This window comes from Lentiprolixibacter sp., assembly GCF_982873095.1.
This window is the reverse complement of the sequence record NZ_CEYNTP010000278.1, coordinates 1-3,270: the sequence shown is the minus strand read 5'-3', so window position 1 is coordinate 3,270 and position 3,270 is coordinate 1. Positions and strand designations below refer to the sequence as shown.

The 3,270-nt window shown below is 45.7% G+C and carries 4 protein-coding genes; all 4 read right to left on the bottom strand.

Translation table 11 applies throughout. The annotated features are described in order from the left end of the window. A partial coding sequence (locus AC4E7D_RS13145) for an enoyl-CoA hydratase-related protein (RefSeq protein WP_490174242.1) occupies positions 1-327 on the bottom strand: 327 nt, incomplete at its 3' end. A 14-nt stretch (positions 328-341) separates the two neighbouring features. Then, complete coding sequence (locus AC4E7D_RS13140; RefSeq protein ID WP_490174243.1) at positions 342-1,757, bottom strand: sensor histidine kinase; 1,416 nt, start codon at positions 1,755-1,757, stop codon at positions 342-344. A 137-nt stretch (positions 1,758-1,894) separates the two neighbouring features. Next, complete coding sequence (locus AC4E7D_RS13135; protein ID WP_490174241.1) at positions 1,895-2,446, bottom strand: CopD family protein; 552 nt, start codon at positions 2,444-2,446, stop codon at positions 1,895-1,897. Further along, positions 2,446-3,270: flagellar hook assembly protein FlgD (locus tag AC4E7D_RS13130; RefSeq protein ID WP_490174240.1), on the bottom strand; the 825-nt coding region annotated here is incomplete at its 5' end. The genes AC4E7D_RS13135 and AC4E7D_RS13130, both read right to left, overlap by 1 nt.

Below are 3,270 nucleotides of genomic sequence, written 5' to 3'. Positions count from 1 at the left end.
CGCAAATCCGTTCACGGCTGCAATTACGGGAGTGCTGAGGTTCTCCACAAAATCAAACAGCAGTTCTTGTCCGGCCGCGGCAAGCTCTGCCCCCTGCTTCACAGAAAAATGGGAAAACTCAGCTATGTCTGCTCCGGCAACAAATGCTTTTTGCCCGCTACCAGTAATTATAATCACCTTGATATCTTTATCCTTTTCCAATGCTGCAAGGGCGTCATGTAATTCCTGAATGGTATCCCGGTTAAGGGCATTGAGTTTTTTTGGTCGGTTAATGATTACCGTTGCCAATGGGTCTTCAATCTCTACGAGTAAGTTTTCAAATTCCATTACTACTGCTGGTATTAAAAGTGGTTAACACGAGGAAACCGCACTGTGAATACGGTACCCTTTCCTTTCTGTGAGGTAAATGTAATAGTTCCCCCGTACGTCTCTACGATATTTTTCACCATGCCCAAACCAAGTCCCATCCCGCTGGATTTGGTAGTAAACTTAGGCTCAAATACTTTATCCCGCACCTCATCTGCAATGCCTACCCCATTATCTGCCACCGATATTTTAACGTCATCCCCCTCAGAGGAAACTGCAACCAGAATACGGGGAGCAGCTACTTCCGGAACGGCCTGAATGGCATTTTTGACCAGGTTAGTTACCACCCTAACCAGTTGGGTCCTGTCTAATTTGGCAATGATCTCGTCTTCCTCAGCAATAAAATGGATGTAGTTCTCATTGAAAATATCCAATGCCAGTTTAACGGTTTTCACCACATTGAGGGTCTCATTCTGCTGTACGGGCATCTCGGCAAAATTGGAAAAGGCTGAGGCGATACTGCTCATGGTATCTATTTGTTGAATAAGCGTTTTGCAGTATTCCTGAACTTTCTGCGGTGCTTTGGGGTCTGATGGATCAAATTTGCGCTCAAAACTCTGCACGCTGAGCCGCATCGGTGTAAGGGGATTTTTTATTTCATGTGCAACCTGCTTTGCCATTTCCCTCCAGGCCTGCTCCCTTTCGCTACGGGCAAGTTTAGCAGCACTTTCCTCCAGGTCATCGATCATATCATTGTAGGAATCAATCAGTTTGCCGATTTCCTCACCGGGATTTTCAATAAAGATCTTTTCATTTCTCTTCGTTAGTTCTGTTTTAGTCAATTTCTCTGAAATGGTCTGAAGTGAACGTGTGATATACTTGGAAATAAAATACGCCAGGGCAATAGCGAAAAGGAGCATAAACAAGTACACCAGGGCAAGCCGCATTAGGAACTCACGAAGTTCCATGTCGTTAAAGGAATTGTCCTCAAAATAGGGAAGATTTAAGATCCCAATGGGTTTAAACCGGTTGTCAGTGATATAGGTATAGGAAGCTTTATATCTGCCCCCGTTCTGCACCAGGTTCTCCACATAGCGTTTGCTTACACTTGCATTGAGGTTGGCCAGCACCTCTTCTGGAAGGACACGGGTAATCGAATCATTTCGAAAGCTGGGCTTGGAACTTTTTATAAGGTTCCCCTTCAGGTCGTAAATATTGAAGTTCACATTTTGGACATCAGCAATCCGGTAAATTTCATCACGGAAGATCTGGGCAAGGTTATCTGTGGTTATAGGCCATGTTGTTCCCTTCAGCGTATATTCAATACTTTGTTTGATCTGGGCTTCTTTACGTTCCAGACGCACTACATGATAATCCCTTGATTGCTCACGGTACTGATAGAGGGTTACCCCGGCAATCAGGACCGAAGCCAGCAACACCAATAAAATCATGGCGATAAAAATCCGGGACCGTAAAGAAAATCTGGCAAACAAAGGCTGCTATTTACGACCTAAAGATAGCAATTATCATTCCAAAGCGGGATCTATGGAAGCTCTCGACAGGACACATTTGTTTAAATTTTTTTGGCTTAGGCTTCGGGGTTCTTATCCCTGATCTTTTTGTAAAGACGGATGCCCAACATCAGAAGAATAGCGAGCAGTAACAGCCCTAAAAGTCCAAAGATCCAGTTAACGGCATTTTTCAATACGACCAGAAAAACCACGGCAAATAAAATCAGGGTTGCCCCCTCATTCCAAATCCTCATGTAGTTGGAACTGTACCTGGCTTCATCTCTCTGTAATTGTCGGTACATCTGATGCGTCCTAAGGTGGTAGGCAAAAAGTAAGAGGACAAAAGCGAGTTTCACGTGCATCCAGGGCTGTGATAACCATCCTGGCATGAGTAACAGCATTATTGCTGCGAATAGGGTACACAATATTGCAGAAGGCCAGGTAATGATATTCCATAACCGCCTGGACATCAGCCGGAATTGATTGGCCAGGATCTCGCGCTCCGGACTAGCCTTTTCCAGGGCTTCAATATGGTAAATAAAAAGCCTGGGCATATAAAAGAGTCCGGCAAACCAAGTAACCACAAAAATGAGGTGTAATGCCTTGATATAGGGGTAATATACCTCCACTATTTTGGTATTCGGACGGCTCCAATACCTGCCTCCCAAAGGGCCTGGTTATACTTTGGCAACTCCATTTCCATAAGCGTTTTGGCCGTTTTCCTTAAACCTATCCACTGCTGGTCCAGTTCCGTTCGCCTGTCCCGGGAGGATTTGTTTACCCTGGGTATGGCACTATTCGTCTGGTTGATCAGAAACAGGTATTCAGCGGTAAACTTATTAGGGAAATTTTCCACATCGTCATAGGCCTTTGACTTCCGCTGTACCATTTGTTCATCCCAGGTTTTCATTTTCTCCAACAGGGCGTTACCTTGATCTTTCAGGGACCCATCTTCCATATCGGAAAGCAGGTCCTTTAACTGCCCCTGTGCTTTAAAAAGGGAATTGACCATTTGGTGCATCTGGGTTAGGTTATTTTCCATAGCAAGCATAAAGGAATTGTATTCCTCATACTGCCCAGTCTGGGTTTCGAAACCTGGCATTTCCCGTATTTCCCCTGTGGCAGTCACAGAATCTCCCCCGAGGCTAAGCTGAAGGGTATACTTTCCAGGAGGGGCCATATGCCCTCTGAAATTTGCCTCAATGTAAACATCGGGGACCCCGGGCATGATGGGGTAGCCCTTATCCCACACAAACCTGTTCAATCCCTTTTTCTTGCTGAGAACCGGTTTCGGTGGAGCCCCGCCGCCATTGTGGGGGACGTAGTCGGGGTCCTTTTCCGAACTAAATGTCCGGACTACCCGGCCCTGTTCATCTTTGATCGTAAGGGCCAGGGTTTCTCCTTCCTTTAATTCGGGCAGCTGGTAATAAATCACCATCCCATTTGCCGGGTT

Coding starts and splice junctions, on each gene's coding strand:
- AC4E7D_RS13140 (WP_490174243.1), bottom strand. CDS start 1,757: ATGATTTTATTGGTGTTGCTGGCTTCGGTCCTGATTGCCGGGGTAACC.